An 18734-nucleotide genomic window follows, 5' to 3' on the forward strand; every position below is an offset into this window, starting at 1 on the left:
CCGCAACCGGAGCGGCGGCGCTGACGCCCAGACGCTCTTCCAGAGTCTTGACCAGCTTGGAAAGCTCCAGGACGGTCAGGTTCTCGACATAGGAGACGAACTCTTCCATTTTGTTTTCTTCCGACATCTTAAATGCCTCCATTCGTAACTTTAGTTCACTTACTGTTTTTCAACTTTGTCTTTATACGCATTGAGCACATTCAGGATGCTCGCAGCCTTGGCGTTGAGAACGCTGACCAGGTTCCGGGACGGAGCCTGCAGCACTCCGAGCAGCATCGCCTGAAGCACGGGCTTCGACGGCAGTTCTGCCAGGCTGCCGATTTCGGCCTTGGAGAGGATCGCTCCATCCATGTAGCCGCCCTTGGCGCCGAGCTTGTCATTCTTCTTGCCGTAGTCGACCAGCAGTTTGGCGACCGCACTGCAATCGCCCTTACCGGAAACCATCGCGGTCCCGAGAGTAAGGTCGATCTGGTCCAGACCGTCGATCTTAAGCAGCTCGCCCGCCTTCTTGATCAGCGTGTTTTTCAACACGTGGCAGGTCGCATTCTGCGCCGCAAGCTGATTGCGAAGATCGGAAAGCTCCTTCACGGTGAGTCCCGAAAAAGAGACGAAATACACGTAATCGGCGCCGCCGATCATCTCACTGATCTGTTTGACCAGAACAAGCTTTTCGTTTCTCATTCTTTGGACCTCACCAGTTCCTTGACATTAATCTTGATTCCGGGAGTCATCGTCGCCGAAATCGTGCAGGAGAGGATGTAGGCACCCTTCGCCGTCGTCGGCTTCGCCTTGTTCAGCGCGTCGACAATCACGTCGAAGTTCTCCTTGAGCGCATCCGCCTCAAAGGACATCTTGCCGAACGGAACATGGACGCACGCACCACGATCCGCGCGGAACTCCGCACGACCCGCCTTCGCCTCGCGAACCGCCGTGCCGACCTGATCGGTCACAGTACCGGTCTTCGGGTTCGGCATCAGGCCGCGGGGACCGAGCTGACGACCGAGGGGACGAACCAGACGCATCGCATCCGGCGTCGCGATCAGGATGTCGAAATCCTGCCAGCCGCCCTTGATCTTCTCCACGATATCCTCGTAACCGACGAAATCAGCTCCGGCATCCCGCGCATCCTGCGCGAGAGGACCGTCGGCAACCACCGCCACCCGGACGGTTTTGCCGGTGCCGCGGGGAAGCGCAACCGCTCCACGCACCGTCTGGTCGGACTTGCGCGGATCCACGCCCAGCTTGAACGCCACTTCCGCCGTCTGATCGAACTTCACTCCGGGCATCCCCTTGAGCAGCGCGATCGCTTCCGAAACGGAATAACGCTTCTGAGCATCGAAACCGGCAACTTCCACCTGTTTCTTGTAAAGCTTGCTTCTACGCATCGACCACCTCGATTCCCATGCTGCGCGCGGTGCCTTCGATGATGCGCATGGCCGCTTCCTCGTCACGGGCGTTGATGTCTTCCTTCTTGATCTGCACGATTTCACGGATCTGCGCCCGGGTGATCTTGCCGGCCTTTTCCGTGCCGGGCTTCTTCGCCCCGGAAGCCACACCCGCCGCCTTCTTCACCAGAACGGCAGCCGGGGGCGACTTGCAGATGAACGTGAACGACCGGTCCTGATAGACCGTGATCACGACAGGAATGATCATACCGCTCTGAGACTGAGTGGCGGCATTGAACTGCTTACAGAACTCCATGATGTTGCAACCGGCCGAACCAAGAGCCGGACCGATCGGCGGTGCCGGATTGGCTGCGCCTGCCGGAATCTGCAACCGGATCAAGCCTGTAACCTTCTTTGCCATGATTACAATTCCTTTTTCGATCCCGAGGTGGTCCGGACTGGCAGGTGCCCCGCCACCAGAGAATCTTTCTTCCTTACTGCTAAAGTATCGCGCAGAACCGTCAGACGGTCCGCTCGACCTGCCAGAACTCCAATTCGACCGGGGTGGAACGACCGAAAATCGACACCATCAGCTTCAACTTGCCGCGCTCGTTGTCGATCTCCTGAATCGCACCCTCGAAATTTTCAAACGCTCCGTCCTTGATGCGGACCACTTCACCGATCTCAAAGGCGATCTTCGGCTTGACGTCGGTCTCACCGCCCTGCACCGGACGCATGATCTCATCCACCTCCCGCTGCGAGAGCGGCGTCGGCTTGTTGGTCCCGCCGAGGAAGCCGAGCACCCCCTGGACGTTGCGTACAAAATACCACGCTTTTTCGTTGATCATCCCGAGATCATCGTAGAGATCCATCCGGACCCAGATGTACCCCGGGAAAAGATGCCGCGCCCGGATCGTCTTGCGACCCTGACGGACCTCCACCACCTTTTCGGTCGGAATGAACGCATCGTAAACCGGCACCTGGTCGCCGCTCTGCATCTGACGCAGCAGCGTGTCACGCACCTTGTTCTCGTGTCCGGAAAGGGTATGGACGACAAACCACTGTCCGCGGTTGTCGTTCCCATTCTCCACAGCTTCGCTCATAATCCGTCCCCAATCCTAAAAAAGTCTGCCTACCGTGACCAGCCGGATCACTATCCGCGCCACTTCATCAACACCGGCCACAAACAGCGCCAGGATCACAATCGCCACAACCACCAGCACCGTCGATTCGAAAAGCTGCTGCCGGTTCGGCCAGGTGCACCGCCCCAGCTCGGCTATCGTCTCGGAGATAAAGCGCCTAATTTTTCCCATAAAGGATACGCCGCCGGCAATCTCTCCGGCACTTCCACCGCGCTTCTTACTGTCTTGCATTTTCTCCGTTACCTGCCTGTGTCTGTATAAACTGAAAAATGGCAGGAGAGGTGAGGCTCGAACTCACGACCTGCGGTTTTGGAGACCGCCGCTCTAGCCAACTGAGCTACTCTCCTGTCAATTGTTGTTCGAAATCCGCTTACCGCGTCTCTTTATGAATCGTGTGCTTGCGTTCGAATTTGCAGTATTTTTTCTTTTCCAAGCGCTCCGGCGTATTCCGCTTCTCTTTCATCGTCGTGTAGTTGCGGCGTTTGCACTCGGTGCACTCAAGAATAACCAATTCACGCGCCATAATCTTACCTGAGTTTACATGATTATCCCGAACCGCCGGAATCGACGGTCCGGGACGTGTGCCGAATCCGGATATTACTCGATGATTTCGGAAACCCGGCCGGAAGCAACCGTGCGGCCGCCTTCACGGATCGCGAAGCGCAGACCCTTTTCCATGGCGATCGGGGCGATCAGTTCCACGGTGATCGTGGTGTTGTCGCCGGGCATCACCATTTCGACACCCTCCTTCAGGGTGATCGTGCCGGTCACGTCAGTCGTACGGAAGTAGAACTGCGGACGGTAGTTGTTGAAGAACGGAGTGTGACGGCCACCCTCATCCTTGGAGAGAACGTAGATCTCGCCGCGGAACTTGGTGTGCGGAGTCACGCTGCCCGGCTTCGCCAGCACCTGGCCGCGCTCGACATCTTCCTTCTTCGTGCCGCGGAGCAGGCAGCCGATGTTGTCGCCGGCCTGGCCCTGATCGAGCAGCTTGCGGAACATTTCAATACCGGTCACGGTGGTCTTCACCGTCGGTTTGATACCGACAATTTCAACTTCGTCGTTGAGCTTGATGATTCCGCGCTCGACACGGCCGGTCACCACGGTGCCGCGGCCTTCAATCGAGAACACGTCTTCGATCGGCATCAGGAAGGGCTGATCGACATCGCGCTTCGGCTCGGGGATGAAGTTGTCAACCGCATCCATGAGCTCGAGAATGCACTGCGACGCCGGATTGTTCAGGTCACCCTCGGCCTCGACCGCCTTCAGAGCGGAACCTTTGATGATCGGGGTCTCGTCGCCGGGATAGTCATAGCTGTTGAGCAGCTCACGGATTTCCATTTCAACGAGCTCGAGCAGCTCGGGGTCGTCCAGCTGGTCCACCTTGTTCATGAAGACGACGATCGCCGGCACACCCACCTGACGGGCCAGCAGCACGTGCTCGCGGGTCTGGGCCATCGGGCCGTCGGTCGCGGCGATCACCAGAATCGCACCGTCCATCTGCGCGGCGCCGGTGATCATGTTCTTCACATAGTCGGCGTGTCCGGGGCAGTCAACGTGAGCATAGTGACGCTTCTCGGTCTGGTATTCCACGTGAGCGGTATTGATGGTGATACCACGCTCCTTCTCTTCCGGAGCGTTGTCGATTTCATCGTATTTGCGGACTTCGCCGCCGAACTTCTTGTTCAGCACCATGGTGATGGCGGCGGTCAGAGTGGTCTTGCCGTGGTCGACGTGACCGATCGTACCGACATTGACGTGCGGCTTGGTTCTTTCGAATTTTTCCTTAGCCATTTTTCCCTCCTGAAAGGTTTTTTAGTGTTCCAACTTTATTTCAGCATCGGCAAAATATCATGGAGCCTACATCCGGACTTGAACCGGAGACCTCATCCTTACCAAGGATGTGCTCTACCGACTGAGCTATGTAGGCATTCGCACAAACACCTTACCCGACAATAAAGGCGACGGATTTCCACCCGCCGTCCTCATCGCTTTGCAGCGACTGTCGCGCAAAACGTTATTATCATGGTACTCGGGGGGGGACTTGAACCCCCAAGGATTACTCCATATGGACCTCAACCATACGCGTCTGCCAATTCCGCCACCCGAGCGTATTCCGCCGTTGGAACCACGCCAACTCGCGAGAACAGAGACATAATATATTCGCTCCCCCGCGTTTTGCAAATCATTTTTTCAGTTTTTTTTGCAAAATCCGCCTCAAAGCGCTTTTTTTGCCTGAAAAACGGCTATTCGACCACGGTTTTCCCGTTGTCGAGAACCGTATTCCGCCGCTTGAACGTCGGAATATCGAGATCCTCGCCGTTCCAGATCACCGGCGTGGTGTTCTCCATGATCCCCTTCGAAACCGTCTCCAGGAACGGCAGTGTCAGCTGGGATGCGTCCTCTTCCGGAGCCGCCGCCGCGCGACTCCGCTTCGGCGTACGCTCCGTGCTCTTGTGCATCACCTCGACAATTTCGTTCTCCGCATCGAGCCGGACCGTGACCGCGCAGAGCTGAATCATCCCGCGCCACTCTTCCGCCGTCGCCGCACCGACGATCACCCGCGCCTCCGGCTTCACCTGGCGCGACGCCAGCTCCAGCGCCGCCTTGGTCTCGCCGATCGAAAGCTCCGGGCCGCCGAGCAGCGACAGAATCACCGCATCCGCCTCGTCGAGCTTCCCGGCCCCGCCGAGCAGCGGCGAGTGCAACAGCTCCTCCATCGCCCGGTCGATCCGCACCGACGGATCCGTCTCCGACGAGACGCCGACACCGATGCTGCAGTAGCTCTTGCGCCGCTTCAGAAGGCTGACGAAATCGCCGAAATCGGCCGCCAGCAGATTGCCGTTCCGCAGAACCGCGGTCAGCGCCAGCACCGTGCGCGACACCTCCCGGTCGGCCAGGCGGAACGCCTCCGCCAGCGGCGTGGTCGCCTCCAGCACCGAAAACAGAAGATCGTTGGGCAGACAGAGCACCGCGTCGGCCAGGCCGAGCAGTTCGCCCTTGACGGTCTCCTCCGCCACCCGGCGCTTGCTGTGCCCCTCCAGCGCGAACGGCAGCGTCATCAGAAACATCGTCGGAATTCCCAGCTTGCGGGCCACGCTCAGCACCACCGGCACACCGCCGGAAGCGGTGCCGCCGCCGAGCCCGCCGATCACCATCAGCATCGCACTGCCGGAGAGCATCTGCTCCAGCGTGGAACGCTCATGCGCCATCGCCCGCTGCCCGTCGATCACATTCCCGCCGCAGCCGCGGCCGCCGCGCCAGCGGGCGCCGGCCAGCAGGCGGCAGTTCTCCGCGACGCCGGACCGGGCAAGACTCTCCGCGTCGGTATCCGCCGCCAGAAGCCGCAGCGACTGCGCCGCCGGGGCTTCGGCCAGCGCGCGCAGGATGCGGCAGCCGGCTCCGCCGAGCGCCAGAATCGTGATCTCCTTCGGTTTTCCCTGCTGCTCCATCGGCTACATCCGGATTGTTTCTTTCAAATTGGACAAATTCCGGCGGAACCGGCTGAGGAACCCGTCCGCCGCGTCGATCAGGTTGCCGACCGTTCCCCGGCCCCGGTTGCCTGAATTAAGTTCGTTGTAATAGGCGGCGATCTTCAACGCCCCCCACACGGTGCTGTAGCGCGGATTTTCCACGCCGATCACCGCCCCGCCGGCCTCCAGCGGCTGGCCGATGCGGCAGGAGAGGTCGAACACTTCGCGGAAAATGCCGGCGGTCCGTTCGAAGAGCGCGCCGCCGCCGGTGAGGACGCCGCCGGCGTCGAGATTGTTGAGTGCGCCGCGGTCCGCGACCATCTTCTTGACGATTTCGAAGATCTCACGCAACCGGAGATCGATGATGGTTTCAAACGAGACCAGCGGAATTCTCCGCATGCCGCTGCCGGGCTGGGGAAACTCAAGCCAGTCGCGCCGCTCCCGTATGGCCCGCACCAGGGAGCCGTCTTCGATCATCTTCCGGCAGAGCGAGATCGGCAGATCCAGCCCGATGGAGAGGTCGTTGCAGACATGGTCGAAACCGACCTGAATCACCCCCGAGGCCTGAATCCCAGAATTGTATTCCACATCGAATTCAGTGGTGCCGGCCCCGAGGTCGATCAGCAGAACGCCGTGTTCGCGCTCCTCCTCCGAGAGAATTCCGAAATCGGCCGCCAGCGGCGCGAAGGCGACCTCCATCATCGAATCCTCGAAACCGGATTCGCGGACGATCGTCCTGAAATTTTCCAGCCGGGAGGCCACCGCGTGCACCACATGGACGTAGGCGTCCAGCTTGCGCGCATTCTGTTCGAGCGGGTTGCGCACCGGCCGCCCGTCGATCATGAAGTAGGATTCGGAGCTGTTGATGATCTCCCGGTCCGGAGCGATATGCTGCACCTTGGCGTTCTCATGCGCTTCGAACCGCTCCTTCTGGGTGACCCGGTGCTGTTCGTTTTTGATGAACACCGTCCCCACCCCCTGATGGGAATCGATTCCGCAACCGGTCACCACCACCACCACCAGCCGGCTGTTGCCGAGCTCGTGATTGGAGCTGCGGTCCGCCTCCTCCAGCGCCGCGGCGAGCTGATCGAACGCCTTTTCCATGTTGTAGATTTCGCCCTTGACCACGGCGCCGGCGCTCGGAGCGGTGCCCCGCCCGATGATATTCACCCGGCCCCCCTCTCCGGCCTCGCCGATCAGGACGCAGATCTTCGAACTGCCCAGTTCGATGGCAGTCACGATCTCTCTGGAATGGAACATCCGTCCTCTCTCCGTTTGAACAACCACAATGCTTCCGTCATAAATATATCGGCAAAAGTGCAATTTTGCCAGTCTCTTTCCGGATTTCCCGTGGAATTCTCCGGATTTCTTCCGCTATCGTCTTTCCGGGAAACGCCGCCGGACAATGCCTCATATCGTTGTTTTATGCTATATTATCCCTGTTTTGTTCTACTTGACTATGTTGTTTTGTGAAAAAGCATCGCTATATTAACCGGAGACGGCGGCAGGCGGCCTCCGCCGGAGAGGATGACACCGGGCCGCAGCATGAGGAAACCAGCTATGGACTCCATTCCCTTCCCCGCACTTGATCCGGCTCTGCGCCGGGCCCGGCTCGACCTGCCGACGGAACTCGTCGACGCGGTACTCGACACCGACACCTTCAACGAGGTGGACGACCAGTTCGCGCTCACCTACGCGCTGCTGGCGACGGAAACCCTCCGGCTCCGGGCCGTGACGGCGGCCCCGTTCCTGAACTCCCGCTCCACCAGTCCGGCCGACGGCATGGAGAAGAGCTTCGAGGAGATCGGCCGGATTCTCGCCCTGCTCGACCATCCGGCGGAGGGCTTCGCCTTCCGCGGTTCGACCGGCTATCTGCCGGACCGCCGCACCCCGGTCGACTCCGCGGCCGCGCGCCGCATCGTGGAGCTCGCCCGCGAACAGCGCCAGTCCGGGAAGGCGCTCTACGTTTTCGCCATCGGAGCGATCACCAACGTCGCCTCCGCTCTGCTGCTCGACCCGGAGATCGTCCGCGACCTGGTGGTAGTCTGGCTCGGCGGGCACGACCGCAATCACCCGGACAACCGGGAATTCAATCTCTATCAGGATGTTCCGGCGGCTCAGGTGATCTTCGACTCCGGCGTGCCGTTCCTGCAGGTGCCCTGCTGCACGGTGGCCGAACTGCTCGCCACCACCCCCGCGGAGCTGCGGGAGCTCTGCGCCGACACCGGCGCCATCGGAGAATTTCTGCTGAACCGCACCTGCGACTTCATCGGAAACGGCTTCGCCGCCAGCAAGGTGATCTGGGACATCTCCGTCATCGGCTGGCTCCGCTGCCGGGAGGGATACCGCTCGGAACTCATCCCCGCGCCGCGGCTCGACGACTCCGGCCGCTACCTCGACGCCCCCGCCGGGCGCCACGAGATGCGCGTCGCCACCCACATCCAGCGCGACCAGGTCTTCGCCGACCTCTTCACCCTGCTGCGGAAACACGCGGCGCAGAACTGATTTCCACCACAGGAATCCGGCGGCGCCCTCAGCTCCGGAGCACGCCGTCGGAGAGCTCCGCCACCCGGTCGGCCAGATCGGCGATCTCGCGGTTGTGGGTGATCATCACGATCGAACGCTCCGGATGCTCCGAACGAAGTTCGGCGAAGAGTTCGAGAATGCCGCTGCCGGTCCGGCCGTCAAGGTTGCCGGTCGGCTCATCCGCCAGCAGAAGTTCCGGCTCGTTGATCAGCGCCCGGGCGATCGCCGCCCGCTGCTGTTCGCCGCCGGAGAGTTCGCTCGGCCGGTGGCGGAGCCGTCCGGAGAGTCCGACCGTCGCCAGCAGCGCTTCGGCCCGTTCCCGCGCCGAACGCTTCGCCAACCCGGCAAACCGGGCCGGAAGCATCACATTCTCCAGAATCGTCAGCTCCGGCAGAAGATGGTAGGCCTGAAACACGAAGCCGATCCGCCGGTTGCGGAACTTCGCCGCCGCCCGGCGGGAGAGTCCGGCCAGATCGGTTCCGGCGACCCGGATGGTGCCGGAATCCGGCTTCTCCAGAGCGCCGATCAGATTGAGCAGCGTCGTCTTGCCGCTGCCGGAGGCGCCGAGCAGACAGGCCCACTCGCCGCGCTCCACCCGCCAGTTGACGCCGCGCAGAACCTCCAGCACGGAATCGCCCATTCTGTAGCTCCGCCGGACATCGGTCAGCTCGATGATCGGTTCGTTCGTCTCACTCATAGCGCAATGCCTTTGCCGGATCGAGCAGCGCCGCCCGCAGCGCCGGGAGCAACGCCCCCAGCGTGCAGAGAATCACCGACGCCGCGATGATGAAACCGACGTCCCCGGGCACGATGTGCGCGGGCAGTTCGTCGAAGTAGTAAAGCTCTTTCGGGAAGAGTTCCGTGCCGGTCACCCGCGAGACAAAGTGCATGATGTCGTTGCGGAAATGGATCACCAGCCACCCCAGCAACGTCCCGACGCCGCTGCCGATCACCCCGATCAGGAACCCCTGCAGTACGAAAATCCGCGTCACCGCCCCGTCCCCCGCGCCGAGCGCCTTCAACAGCCCGATCTCACGGGTCTTCTGGTAGACCGAGGTCACCAGCGTATTGGTGATGCTGAACGCCGCCACCAGCACGATGAAGATCAGCAGGAAGAACATCATCCGCTTCTCCACCGCCAGCACGCTCAGCAGCTGTTTGTTCTCGTCCTCCCAGGTGGAGACCCGGTAGCTGCCGAGCTTTTCTCGCAGGGTTTTGATAAGCTCCTTCTGCTCGAACGGGTCCGGCCCCCAGCCGAAGACGCTGGTCGCACTGCCCCACGGCAGGTCGAGAAGTTCGGCCGCGTCGTCGATTCCGACGAAGAGCACGCTCCGGTCGAAGTCATATTTGCCGATCGAGTAGATGCCGGTCACGGTGAACTCCGAGGGCAGATAGGCGGAACTGTCCGGATTGATCTCCATGCCGCCATCCGGCTTGAACCGGACCAGACTGGTCAGCCGCTTCGGCGAGTGCAGCAGAATCTTGTCGCCCACCTTCACCCCCCAGCGCGCCGCCATGTGGGTGCTGATGATCGCCTCGTTCTTCTCCAGCGAAAGCATTCCCCGCCGGAGCGCGGTGTCGAATTCAAGGTGTTTGCGCAGCTCCTCCGCCCCGGTGCCGAAGAGGAGCAGCTGCATGTCGAGCTCGCGCCCCCGCTGCACCAGCACCGGCGACTGAATCACCGCCGCCGCGTCGCCGCCCGCCGCCCGGACCGTCTCGACGATCTCCGACGGGTCGCGGATCACCCGCCGCCACGGGTCGCGCACCTGAAAATGCGCCTGCGTCTCCACCAGCTTCTGCTTCATGAGGTCGGTGAATCCGGTCATCACCGCCAGCACCACCATCAGCACCGCCACGCCGAGCGTCACGCCGAGCACGCTCGAAAGCGTGATCAGCGACACCGCGTTCCGCTTGGGCTTCAAATAGCGCCCGGCCAGAAAAAGTTCCGTCAGCATATCCAATCCATTGTTTGTCAAGCTGGTAATATATCAACCGGCGAAACGAAACGCAAGGGCGCCGCCGAAGTTTTCCGGAAAAAACCGCAATGCGATTCCGTGCGAAGCCCCGCGGGATCAGAAATGGAATGCGAATGGTTCGCAGAAAGAGGTGCCGGGAGCCTTGCAGGAAACACGAGTTCCCCGCAGGGCGCGCTCCGACTCCGACGAGTTGGATGCCCCATTCTCGTCGAAGCGCGCCCGGTGAATCACTCTTTCCGGCGGAAACAAAAATGAAGATAACTACTTTGGGAAAAAGAAGTCAGATGGTCTCGAATTCTCCCTGCACCTCTTGCTGCAGCACCGCCTCGCCCGCCGCCAGCAAGACGCCGGACGCTTCGGCCTCCCCGTCGCCGAAGTTGGCCAGCAACCGGTACTGCACGCCGTCGACGCCGCGAATCCGCACCCCGCGCACTCCGTCCGCCGTGGAGAGAAACTCCCCGGCCGCGGCGAAGGTTTCCGGCGCATCGACCGCGAGCGCCGTCGCCGTGTCGGCAAGAACCGTTCCGGCTGGATACCGGCGGAACGGCGCCCCCGCGTCCCCGCCGACCGTCTCGATGTAGAGCGACTTCAGCGCCGGGGCGTGCAGGAGCGCCGCTTCCCGCTCCGCCGGGCGGAAGATCCACAGCGACTCCACGCCGCCCAGTGCCGCGACGGTGAGACGCCCCTCGATCGTCAGTTTCCGGCAGCCGGTGTCGATCGTCTCCGCCGCATCCGGGAGTGCCGCCGTCTCCCGGCACTCCCGTTCCGCCCGGTAGCTCCGCCGGAACCCGTTGTAGAGATCGTTCGGAATCTGCAGATTGACCGGAATCACCCGGTCAAAGGTGCTCTCTTTCAAAACCACGACCCGCTCCAGCAACAGCATGCTCCGCCCGTCGGGCAGCGCCGCGACCGCAAACCGGCTCTCCGCCACCGGATAGTGCCCCTCGCCCTCGCCGTATGGCTGGGATTCCACATACGTCACCGAGCCGCAGTGAACGAAACAATCCGCTCCCACCCTCCCGGAGGAACGCCCCTGGCGCACCTCACACCGGTGCAGTCCAATCCGGCAGAAGAGGTTGCCCTCCCACTCGGCCAGATCACTCCGATCGGCCGGGAGACAGAGCGCCACCGGTCCGGCGGCGCCGCGCTGAACGAAACTGCGAACCGCCCGCCGGTTCTTCCGCAGATAAGCCCCGTGGAAGGGATCGCTCCACAGGCACTCCGGCAGCGGTTCCGCGGCCGGCTCCGGCAGAGCGGCGAACCGCCGCCAGCGGAGCTCCTGCGATAGTACCAGCGCCGGATCGGACTCCAGCCGTGTGTAGTAGTAGGTCGACTGCTCCCGGATGCCCCGGAGCCGCTCCCCGTAGAAACTGCCGTCGCAGTTGCACGCCTGCTCCCGCAACAGCAGTTCGAGGTAACGAGCCCGGAGCCGCACCGCGTCGGCGTCGCGCAGGAATCCGGCCGCCAGCCACAGCGCGGGCAACGCATAGCACTGGCAGTAGGTGTAACGCGCCCGGGTGTCGCCGCCGATCCGCAACAGCCGCCCGTCGTCGAAGAAGAAGTTCTTCACCGTCCGCCAGAGATCATCGACATGGAGAGAGAGCGCTTCCGGCAACCTCTGCCCGCGCTCGCGGAAGTTGAAATACAGCATCGCCAGATTCGAAAGACAGATGATGCTGTAGCCGACATTCATGTAGCCGTGGTGGTCGAGCGAATAGTTCGGGGTGAAGTTGAAGCCGACGTGCCACTCGCGCAGCGGCCGGCCGTCGAACCGCTGTTCCGACGCGGCGTCGAGCGCGTGCGAAATGCCGTTGAGCAGAAAACGGGTCCCCTTCTCCCGCCAGAGTGCGGCATCCGGCGCGTCCGGATAGTCGAGCGCCGCCCGCCACAGGAAGCCGCCGTTCCAGATGTTCGATTCGGGACGGTTTTCGCCGCTGGAGTTGAGCATGTTCGCCTTCACCGGGTACTCTCGCAGAAGAAAATCCGCCTCGGAGAAACGGAATGCCCGGTAACGCTCCCGATCCTCCGCCGTGAAGTACGGTTCGAGCGCGTTGGCGCCGTGGGTCATCCGTTCGGCCCCGAGCACACTGATCCAGTGGCGTCCCCACTGCGCGCCGTCGGTGGCGGCAAGATCGCCGGTCACGTGGGTCCGCATCGCGTAGCGGAAGAGGGAGAGCGCCCGCTCCACCATCGCGGGGTCGGCTTCCTCCACCCCGGCAACCGCCAGCGCCGCGACGACATTCATATTGCTCTGGACCGCCCAGTGCGCGCTTTCGCCGGTTCCGTAGTACGCCAGCTCCGGATGGCCGGAGACATGGCGCAGCAGATTGTCCGACGCGAATTTCAGCCACCTTTTCAACGCGGCCCGACAGCGGTTCTGACGTTCATCTTCCATCGTATCCTCCCGGTTCTGAAATGTGCTCTCCCATAATAGATCACGATTTCTCCGGAAAAGAATGGCTTTTTTCAGGATTTTCATATATATTGATACGGTTTCACCACATCAACAGGAAAGAAAATCGATTCCATGGAGGAGCTGGAACATCTGGAAGCGGGACTGGCGGAGTTCGAACACCTCACCGGGCAGCCGCTGACCATCCTCGGGCTGGACGGCATCTTCGATTTCCGCCAGGCGCGGCGGCTCTTCACTCCGCAACGCGCCTCCCACAAGAAGATCGGCGCCTGCGCGGCGATTTTCAGCGAACACTGCATCGAACACTGCCGCCACCGGCAGACCCGGCGCTGCCGCGAAGCGGCGGGTCCGTTCGTCTCGGAGTGCCCGTTCGGGATCCGGCAGCTGGTCTTTCCGCTCCGGGAGCGTCTGGTCCACTACGGAATCCTCTTTCTCGGCGCCTGGCAAAACGGAACACCGCCGGATGCGGAACTGCCGGAAAAGTTCCGGAGGGAATACGCGAAGCTGCCGCCGATGGCTCCGGAACAGGAGAAGCAACTGCTGCTTCTGGGGGAGCTCTGCGCCGACGGGGTGCTTCACCGCCTTCGCGCCCGGGGGCTGCTGGCGGACACCCCGGACTTCCGCAGCGCGCGGATCCGCGACTTTCTGCAGACGCACCTTGCCGAACCGGTCGGCCTGCCGGATCTTGCGCAGGAGCTGGAACTCTCCAGCTCCCACACCAGCGTGCTGGTGAAGCAGCTTTTCGGCTGCTCCTTCACCACGCTGCTGCAGCGCATACGGGTGGATGCGGCGGGGCACTACCTCGCCGGAACCGAACTTCGACTGCACCGGATCGCCGAACTCTGCGGGTTCTCCAGCGAGTTCCACCTGAGCCGGGTGTTCAAACAGCAGACCGGCCTCGCGCCGAGCATCTGGCGGAAGCGGTAGACACGAAACACTAAAAGCTGCCGCCGCAGGGGAAATCCAGCAGTCGCCGACACCATTGGTGACTCTCGATGAGTCAGCCCATCTCCGGAGCGCTCCTTCGGTGCCTATTTCGATAAGCGGAAGGCGTCTGTCCTGTCTGACTGCGGAAAAAACGACTGAAATAATAACAATCCTTGAAATGGAGAATTCCTGCAATTTCCTGAATCTGCAATGGAGAAGAGACCAGTAATTTTTTTGCACGGCTGATCAGCAGATTGTTGCGATATTCCATCGGTGTACAACCGAATTGACGGCGAAAATGCAGAAAAAACATGGATCGCGACATGCCGCATAATTTGGCGAGTTTCACCATATTCTGCTCGGAATCAAAATTGTTCAACAACCGAACAGCCTCTGACAGCGACGAGGGCAAATTCCTCCGGCCGCTGTCAATACAGTCAAATGCGCGAACCAGAATGATCTGGAGCAATAATTCCGCCAATCTCTCCCAGTGGGGAGGCTGCTGCAGGGCCAGCAGATACGCCTCCTGTACTTCAATACGGATCCGGAAGAACTCCTGACGCTCAAAATGCGCCAGCCGGACACCGGGCACATCGGTATTGTACGGCAAATTCTGGTAGGACTTGAACATTTTACATGGCAAATGAAACCAGTAGAACATCCAGTCCGGAACTCCTAGAAAAGAGTGCCGCGGCAAAGCATCATACAAAACCAGATCACCGCAGATCAGTTTCCTGCTGTGATTTTCAAACGAAATCTCCCCTTCTCCGCCGACAGTCAATAGAATTCCAGGACGATCAAAACACATTTTCTGCCATGGAATCTGCTTGTTCTTCTGCGGAATGTCACTGGCTCCGATCAGCAAGCCGTCACGGAAGTCCTGATCTGTTTTCCCATCCTGCACCATACCGATTACTATAACAGCGGGAAACCTGCCTGTCAAGTTCCATGTACAAAATCAGACTATTATCCATTTTTTTTGGACGCATCTGCATTGTTGTTTTCTTTTTTTCATGGTATAATAGAAGCAAAACGAAAATTGCAACGAAATTGAAGTTCAGAGTGGATCGACCAGTCGAAGGAGAAAAGGGAAATGGTTGAGAGGCTCCCGTATTACAATGATATATTCCGGTTTGAATCAGAATTGATTTCCACCCATAAAAGACAATGTTTTACGTTGATCGAACTCCTTATCGTCATAGCAATCATCGCCATTCTTGCAAGCATGCTTCTCCCGGCACTGAATTCCGCACGGGAAAAGGCAAGGGCCATTCAATGCACCAACAATGAACGGCAGATCTTTATCGCACTGACCCAGTACTGCAATGATTATCAGAACAGGCTGCCTCGGACCTTCTATCCCTCCGATGCACTGACAGACTATCTTCAGCCTTATACATCGCTTGCTCCGGGGCGTTCTACTGCCAGCGGAATCTATTTCTGTCCCTCCTATGAACCCGATGCGACGGCCGACAGCAACACTCGCTACTATACCAATTATGTCGGTACCAGCCTGATTTCACAACCGTCCGGAGAGGGGGTGGCCTATTATGAACGGCTAGCCGGAGCAAATGACTATTCCACATTCCGGGGAAGCCGTTTGGACAAGCTGAAACCGTCGATCGGAATCATGACCGCAGTGAAACCGCAATATTATAGCACCCACAATGCCGTCGGATTCTTTGATCTTCTGGAAGCGGCAGACTACTCCTATGTCTGGTCCCCGGCGGATCGCATGCGCAAAATGTTTCCGCACCAGAACCGTAGCAATTTTCTGTTTGCCGGCGGCAATGTACGCCCGGTCCACTATTTCCCGGAACTACCGTACTGGGAGTTCTCCGGCAGTTGGAAACAGGTGTGGGACCTGACCGATCGTTGAATATGGAGGTTGAAGTCATGTCGGGAATATATCGATTGATATTGCTGTTTTCATGCAGTCTATTTCCGTTTTGGTCAGCAGGTGAAAATCATCGCCTGCTCGACCACGAAAAATGGGTATTGACGCAGTACGCCGACTGGGCAAAAGACAACGGGGGAAATCGCAGCCTGTCCCTGAAAATTCCCCTCGACGCCACTCTGGTCAACATGACCTATGGAGCCCATCTTGAGCTGGATCTGACACCCTTCAGGGGGAAACAAATCGTCATCTCCGGAATGATCAGCGGTCAGGAGATTCCGCCGTCGCGTGAACGGCATAACTGCGCCAAACTGATGCTTGTTCATCATGGCCCGGGCGGAGAACAGTACATACAGTCTTCGCAAGGGCTCTGGGGTACGTTTCCGGAACGACTGGAGGAACTTTCATTCGCGGTACCGGAGAGCCCCGGCAAAAATATTCTCATGATCGGGATACAGAACAACCATGGAGCAGTGCAAATCCGCAACGTGAAGCTGGAAGAGCGAGACCTCTTCCCCGCTCCAGCACCTCTCCCGGAGGATTTCCGCTGCGAATATTCGGACAGCGTCCGCAACGCTCCCCGGCTGCGCGGTGCCGGGACGATTCCGTCAAGCACGGAACAGGATATGGCGGATTTTGCGGCACTGGGTGGTAATGTACTGCGCTGGTGGATCCGGTATGACGCAACTGGCGAAGCAACATCCCGCCGCCGCACGCTGACCGCAGCACTGGACCGGTTGCAGGCCATGCTGCCGACCTGCGACAAACTGGGGTTGAAAATCATACCGGTCCTCGTTGACGTTCCGGGTGGACGCTACCAGCGACCGGAAGTGCTGGGGGCTGATCTGGCAGATATCTCAGAGCAACAACGCAGTCTGGGCAATTTCCGTCTTTTTTTTGATAAAGCACTTCTTGACGACTATGTCGCCATCTGGCAGGAGATCGCCACGCGTTTCCGCCATTCGCCGGCAGTCTGGGGATACTCGCTTATGAACGAGCCGACACAGTTCGGCAGGGTTCCGTTTGATTATCTCAAATGCCAGTATCTGGCGGCTGCGGCAATTCGGAAAATCGATCCGGAAAAACCGGTTATCGTGTCGGCAAATGACTGGGACAATGCGGAAGCGTTTCCATACCTGAAACCTCTGCCGCTGCGCAATGTGCTGTATGAAGTACACATGTACGCACCGCACCGCTATACACACCAGGGGGTTTCCGAAGAGAGCCTCCGCGAGGTCAAACAAGGAAAGTTTCTGGTGTATCCCGGGCGGATCGATGCGAGGCAATACGACCGGCAGGCCCTCCGGCTGATTCTGCAACCGGTCGTGGAATTTCAGAAAAAATACGGTGCGATTGTCTACTGCGGCGAGTTTTCAGTGATCCGCTGGGTCCCGGGAGGAGCAAAGTATCTGGACGATCTCTGCTCAATCTTCGAGGAGCTCGGCTGGCACTGGGCTTACCACTTTTACCGGGAATGGGACGGCTGGAATCCGGAATATTCTGACCTGCTGCAGGAAGAGGGCCGGGTTCTTCATGAATCCAGCCGGATGAAGGTATTGAAAAAATACTGGCGGAAAAACGGATCCGGCAAAAAGCAGCTGTCAACCCGGGTCCGGTGAAGAGAAAGAGCGTCTTTAAATATAGAGGTAATTTCAAAAGTTTTTAATTTTTGGGGATGAAAAAAAGAGGCAGAAGGTTCATTTTAACTTAGGGGTAGCAAACCTGGAGGAAAAATGAACGATCTGCCGAAGCTTTACTTTACAATGGAAACATATCTTTTTCCACTGCTGGAAGAAGAATTGTGCGAATTAACCGCAAAAATGAAGGAGTTTTTGCGAATTGTTGAAATGATTGATAATGTCCCAAATTTTGTGATGGGACGTGTTGTTTGACAGAGGTGCATCTGCCCTTTATTTTGAGTTTGCTCAAAATCCAACATAAAGGAAATGCAGATGCAGGATAAAATTAGCATGGACTTGTCGTTTTGTCAATCGGAAACCGGTTTTTCTCTGGACGAACTTGTAACCAAACTGGCAGATGTGTACGAGCGCAAGGCTTTCGCTGAGCTGCTGAAGATGATTTTACAGATGGTTCAGGAAATCTTGATCCATCGACTTCTCCATGGCAGGCTGGATGCCTTGAAATGTTGCGATCGTGGTCATTTTCGTTTAAACGGCAGCTTTGAACGTCGTATTCGAACCAGTCTGGGGGAATTCAAAATGCCGTTCTGGCGAGTGAGTTGTTCCGTGTGCGGAGCAACCTTTTCGCCTTTGCAGCGGTTCATTCACCTGGGGCGTTATCAGACAAAAACCAATGAATTGGAAAAGCTGGTTGTTGAAGCGGCAAGCGAGACGAATTACCGTCGTGCGGTTCAGGAGTTGGCGCGTGATGGGAAACTGCCGATCTCGTTTCATACAGCGCATGGTTGGGTGCTGCGCACGAATTGCGATGAAATAGACATTTCAAAGCGGGTGATTGGTTCCGCTCCGATTCAAATTATGCCTGACGGAACCAAATTCAAAGGAGAGGGTTGCAAAGGCGAAGCGCGCAAGGGCGATTTGAAAGTGGTTATCGGCATCAACACTCGTGGAGAAATATTTCCGCTTGGAACTTGGGCCGGAACGAGTTGGGATGCCATCAGCAAACAATGGAGAGAACAGAAGATGAAGTTTCCTGATGGCAGTATTTTGATCTGCGATGGAGAACCGGGATTGTCCGAGGCTTTTGCCGAATACGCGTCGGAACAGCAACGATGCCACTGGCACATTGAGCGGGATCTGTATCATGCGATGTATCAGGATGGTGGACGCAAGGTGGATTCCAAACCGATTCAGGAGGCTTTAGCCGGAGCGCTGGCGATTGAATTGCCGCAGGAGGATTTCAAATATGTATCCGAGGAAGAGAAAGACTATATCGAAGAACGAATGGAGAAAACAGAAGCGGTCATCGATCAACTGATCGGATATTTTCAAGGGCGAGGGTATGACGCGGCGGC

The 18734-nt window shown here is 58.9% G+C and carries 19 protein-coding genes, 3 tRNA genes and 1 pseudogene; 6 read left to right on the plus strand and 17 right to left on the minus strand.

Features of this window, described 5'->3' with window-relative positions; all coding sequences use genetic code 11:
* The 13 genes and pseudogenes from rplL to ftsA form a co-directional block, all read right to left on the minus strand.
* A pseudogene (rplL, locus tag ACMLHG_RS02430) lies at positions 1-109 on the minus strand (50S ribosomal protein L7/L12); the annotation flags it as partial.
* Positions 110-159: 50 nt separating this feature from the next.
* On the minus strand, positions 160-681 hold the full coding sequence (gene rplJ, locus ACMLHG_RS02435; RefSeq protein WP_294436122.1) for a 50S ribosomal protein L10: 522 nt from the start codon (positions 679-681) through the stop codon (positions 160-162).
* On the minus strand, positions 678-1385 hold the full coding sequence (rplA, locus tag ACMLHG_RS02440; protein ID WP_294436121.1) for a 50S ribosomal protein L1: 708 nt from the start codon (positions 1383-1385) through the stop codon (positions 678-680). Before rplA ends, rplJ begins: the two co-directional genes overlap by 4 nt.
* Complete coding sequence (gene rplK, locus ACMLHG_RS02445) at positions 1378-1806, minus strand: 50S ribosomal protein L11 (RefSeq protein ID WP_294436120.1); 429 nt, start codon at positions 1804-1806, stop codon at positions 1378-1380. The genes rplA and rplK overlap by 8 nt, the downstream gene beginning before the upstream one ends.
* Positions 1807-1906: 100 nt before the next feature.
* The gene (gene nusG, locus ACMLHG_RS02450; RefSeq protein ID WP_294436119.1) at positions 1907-2488 is read right to left on the minus strand and encodes a transcription termination/antitermination protein NusG; all 582 of its coding nucleotides are present in this window, start codon (positions 2486-2488) and stop codon (positions 1907-1909) included.
* Positions 2489-2503: 15 nt separating this feature from the next.
* Positions 2504-2758, minus strand: coding sequence for a preprotein translocase subunit SecE (gene secE / locus ACMLHG_RS02455; protein ID WP_295811022.1), 255 nt, complete (start codon positions 2756-2758; stop codon positions 2504-2506).
* 39 nt (positions 2759-2797) lie between these two features.
* A tRNA-Trp gene (locus ACMLHG_RS02460) sits at positions 2798-2874 on the minus strand.
* Between the two features lie 23 nt (positions 2875-2897).
* Entirely contained in the window at positions 2898-3050 is a 153-nt protein-coding gene (rpmG, locus tag ACMLHG_RS02465; protein WP_294432529.1) for a 50S ribosomal protein L33, read from the minus strand.
* Positions 3051-3124: 74 nt separating this feature from the next.
* Positions 3125-4321 carry an elongation factor Tu gene (tuf, locus tag ACMLHG_RS02470; protein WP_294432530.1) on the minus strand — a complete coding sequence of 399 codons (1197 nt, stop codon included), beginning with the start codon at positions 4319-4321 and terminating at the stop codon, positions 3125-3127.
* 60 nt (positions 4322-4381) lie between these two features.
* Positions 4382-4457 (minus strand) — tRNA-Thr (locus tag ACMLHG_RS02475).
* Positions 4458-4553: 96 nt separating this feature from the next.
* A tRNA-Leu gene (locus ACMLHG_RS02480) sits at positions 4554-4638 on the minus strand.
* 135 nt (positions 4639-4773) lie between these two features.
* Positions 4774-5979, minus strand: coding sequence for a hypothetical protein (locus ACMLHG_RS02485; RefSeq protein WP_417169432.1), 1206 nt, complete (start codon positions 5977-5979; stop codon positions 4774-4776).
* A 3-nt stretch (positions 5980-5982) separates the two neighbouring features.
* Positions 5983-7260 (minus strand): cell division protein FtsA, encoded by a 1278-nt coding sequence (gene ftsA / locus ACMLHG_RS02490; protein WP_294432534.1) that lies wholly within the window; start codon positions 7258-7260, stop codon positions 5983-5985.
* A gap of 300 nt (positions 7261-7560) precedes the next feature.
* On the opposite strand from ftsA, the gene ACMLHG_RS02495 reads away from it, so the two are divergent.
* Positions 7561-8505 carry a nucleoside hydrolase gene (locus ACMLHG_RS02495; protein WP_295811016.1) on the plus strand — a complete coding sequence of 315 codons (945 nt, stop codon included), beginning with the start codon at positions 7561-7563 and terminating at the stop codon, positions 8503-8505.
* A 28-nt stretch (positions 8506-8533) separates the two neighbouring features.
* Here ACMLHG_RS02495 and ACMLHG_RS02500 read toward each other — a convergent pair whose 3' ends face one another.
* The 3 genes from ACMLHG_RS02500 to ACMLHG_RS02510 all read right to left on the minus strand — a co-directional run bounded on the left by ACMLHG_RS02500 (position 8534) and on the right by ACMLHG_RS02510 (position 12897).
* Complete coding sequence (locus ACMLHG_RS02500) at positions 8534-9223, minus strand: ABC transporter ATP-binding protein (protein WP_417169433.1); 690 nt, start codon at positions 9221-9223, stop codon at positions 8534-8536.
* Positions 9216-10481, minus strand: a complete 1266-nt coding sequence (locus ACMLHG_RS02505) for an ABC transporter permease (protein ID WP_294432542.1) — start codon at positions 10479-10481, stop codon at positions 9216-9218. The genes ACMLHG_RS02500 and ACMLHG_RS02505 overlap by 8 nt, the downstream gene beginning before the upstream one ends.
* Before the next feature lie 301 nt (positions 10482-10782).
* Complete coding sequence (locus ACMLHG_RS02510; RefSeq protein ID WP_417169434.1) at positions 10783-12897, minus strand: hypothetical protein; 2115 nt, start codon at positions 12895-12897, stop codon at positions 10783-10785.
* Positions 12898-13029: 132 nt separating this feature from the next.
* Here ACMLHG_RS02510 and ACMLHG_RS02515 point away from each other — a divergent pair, with 132 nt between their 5' ends.
* A complete protein-coding gene (locus ACMLHG_RS02515) occupies positions 13030-13842 on the plus strand; it encodes a helix-turn-helix domain-containing protein (RefSeq protein WP_417169435.1) in 813 nt (270 codons plus the stop codon).
* Between the two features lie 73 nt (positions 13843-13915).
* Here ACMLHG_RS02515 and ACMLHG_RS02520 read toward each other — a convergent pair whose 3' ends face one another.
* Positions 13916-14749 carry a helix-turn-helix domain-containing protein gene (locus tag ACMLHG_RS02520; RefSeq protein ID WP_417169436.1) on the minus strand — a complete coding sequence of 278 codons (834 nt, stop codon included), beginning with the start codon at positions 14747-14749 and terminating at the stop codon, positions 13916-13918.
* Positions 14750-14935: 186 nt separating this feature from the next.
* Here ACMLHG_RS02520 and ACMLHG_RS02525 point away from each other — a divergent pair, with 186 nt between their 5' ends.
* From ACMLHG_RS02525 to ACMLHG_RS02540, 4 genes are all read left to right on the plus strand, one after another.
* Positions 14936-15721 carry a prepilin-type N-terminal cleavage/methylation domain-containing protein gene (locus tag ACMLHG_RS02525; RefSeq protein ID WP_417169437.1) on the plus strand — a complete coding sequence of 262 codons (786 nt, stop codon included), beginning with the start codon at positions 14936-14938 and terminating at the stop codon, positions 15719-15721.
* A gap of 2 nt (positions 15722-15723) precedes the next feature.
* On the plus strand, positions 15724-17358 hold the full coding sequence (locus ACMLHG_RS02530; protein ID WP_417169438.1) for a glycoside hydrolase family 5 protein: 1635 nt from the start codon (positions 15724-15726) through the stop codon (positions 17356-17358).
* A gap of 114 nt (positions 17359-17472) precedes the next feature.
* Entirely contained in the window at positions 17473-17631 is a 159-nt protein-coding gene (locus ACMLHG_RS02535; RefSeq protein WP_417169439.1) for a hypothetical protein, read from the plus strand.
* Between the two features lie 60 nt (positions 17632-17691).
* Positions 17692-18734: ISH6 family transposase (locus tag ACMLHG_RS02540; RefSeq protein ID WP_417169440.1), on the plus strand; the 1043-nt coding region annotated here is incomplete at its 3' end.

This window comes from Victivallis sp. (genome assembly GCF_048170485.1).
GTDB lineage: Bacteria > Verrucomicrobiota > Lentisphaeria > Victivallales > Victivallaceae > Victivallis.

What these genes read in the sequence shown, in the direction of transcription:
- ACMLHG_RS02510 (WP_417169434.1), bottom strand. Translation starts at nt 12,897, where the DNA reads ATGGAAGATGAACGTCAGAACCGCTGTCGGGCCGCGTTGAAAAGGTGG.
- ACMLHG_RS02515 (WP_417169435.1), top strand. Translation starts at nt 13,030, where the DNA reads ATGGAGGAGCTGGAACATCTGGAAGCGGGACTGGCGGAGTTCGAACAC.
- ACMLHG_RS02500 (WP_417169433.1), bottom strand. Translation starts at nt 9,223, where the DNA reads ATGAGTGAGACGAACGAACCGATCATCGAGCTGACCGATGTCCGGCGG.
- ACMLHG_RS02485 (WP_417169432.1), bottom strand. Translation starts at nt 5,979, where the DNA reads ATGGAGCAGCAGGGAAAACCGAAGGAGATCACGATTCTGGCGCTCGGC.
- ACMLHG_RS02505 (WP_294432542.1), bottom strand. Translation starts at nt 10,481, where the DNA reads ATGCTGACGGAACTTTTTCTGGCCGGGCGCTATTTGAAGCCCAAGCGG.
- tuf (WP_294432530.1), bottom strand. Translation starts at nt 4,321, where the DNA reads ATGGCTAAGGAAAAATTCGAAAGAACCAAGCCGCACGTCAATGTCGGT.
- ACMLHG_RS02535 (WP_417169439.1), top strand. Translation starts at nt 17,473, where the DNA reads ATGAACGATCTGCCGAAGCTTTACTTTACAATGGAAACATATCTTTTT.
- ACMLHG_RS02525 (WP_417169437.1), top strand. Translation starts at nt 14,936, where the DNA reads ATGGTTGAGAGGCTCCCGTATTACAATGATATATTCCGGTTTGAATCA.
- ACMLHG_RS02530 (WP_417169438.1), top strand. Translation starts at nt 15,724, where the DNA reads ATGGAGGTTGAAGTCATGTCGGGAATATATCGATTGATATTGCTGTTT.
- secE (WP_295811022.1), bottom strand. Translation starts at nt 2,758, where the DNA reads ATGCAAGACAGTAAGAAGCGCGGTGGAAGTGCCGGAGAGATTGCCGGC.
- rpmG (WP_294432529.1), bottom strand. Translation starts at nt 3,050, where the DNA reads ATGGCGCGTGAATTGGTTATTCTTGAGTGCACCGAGTGCAAACGCCGC.
- ACMLHG_RS02495 (WP_295811016.1), top strand. Translation starts at nt 7,561, where the DNA reads ATGGACTCCATTCCCTTCCCCGCACTTGATCCGGCTCTGCGCCGGGCC.
- nusG (WP_294436119.1), bottom strand. Translation starts at nt 2,488, where the DNA reads ATGAGCGAAGCTGTGGAGAATGGGAACGACAACCGCGGACAGTGGTTT.
- rplK (WP_294436120.1), bottom strand. Translation starts at nt 1,806, where the DNA reads ATGGCAAAGAAGGTTACAGGCTTGATCCGGTTGCAGATTCCGGCAGGC.
- rplJ (WP_294436122.1), bottom strand. Translation starts at nt 681, where the DNA reads ATGAGAAACGAAAAGCTTGTTCTGGTCAAACAGATCAGTGAGATGATC.
- rplA (WP_294436121.1), bottom strand. Translation starts at nt 1,385, where the DNA reads ATGCGTAGAAGCAAGCTTTACAAGAAACAGGTGGAAGTTGCCGGTTTC.
- ftsA (WP_294432534.1), bottom strand. Translation starts at nt 7,260, where the DNA reads ATGTTCCATTCCAGAGAGATCGTGACTGCCATCGAACTGGGCAGTTCG.
- ACMLHG_RS02520 (WP_417169436.1), bottom strand. Translation starts at nt 14,749, where the DNA reads ATGGTGCAGGATGGGAAAACAGATCAGGACTTCCGTGACGGCTTGCTG.